The 515-nt window shown below is 49.1% G+C and carries 1 protein-coding gene; it reads left to right on the top strand.

Annotation, left to right across the window (positions count from 1 at the left end; genetic code table 11):
* Nucleotides 1-333 precede the first annotated feature (333 nt).
* Nucleotides 334-515 (top strand): hypothetical protein (locus DK871_RS28815; protein WP_218581566.1); only part of this gene is annotated, 182 nt, incomplete at its 3' end.

Below are 515 nucleotides of genomic sequence, written 5' to 3'. Positions count from 1 at the left end.
GCAGAGTATGAAGGGCACCAGTCAAACGATGAAGCTTGGTTGCACTCCGCTAGCTCTAAGCTGCACCATCTGCATTCTTCTGTGCAATGTAGCAATGACTCAATGATTTTACGTATTCCAGGACCGAGAGTGCCACATTTTCTAATTGACCGAGGAGAGGAGTCACCAGTGCCTTTGTCTGAGATGCCAGCTAGCTGTGGCTTCTCACTGAAGCGGGCACGCAGGGATGTCTCTCTTGTTGCTCCATACAGGGGCTGTCATGTCAGACAACAGGGTGCAAGATATATTCTGCCACTCATTATAATGGGAGCTCCAGTGCAAGTGTCTTGCCCTGTGAGCCGTCCCCTCCCTACTGTGTCCTGCTTCTCCTTTGGCATGATCGTCAAATCTTGTGTCAGGGCAGATGATGTTAAAGTTAAAGTTGATGGATCATGGCAGCCTCTGCTTCTGAAGTACGCCCAATGCTCTCTTACATTGGAGACCTCTGCTGGTTTGCTGTTTATCATTGCACCATT

The sequence above is a fragment of the Pseudomonas sp. L13 genome (assembly GCF_009935965.1).
In the GTDB taxonomy this organism is placed as follows: domain Bacteria; phylum Pseudomonadota; class Gammaproteobacteria; order Pseudomonadales; family Pseudomonadaceae; genus Aquipseudomonas; species Aquipseudomonas lactis.
This window is presented reverse-complemented; position numbering and strand designations above follow the sequence as displayed.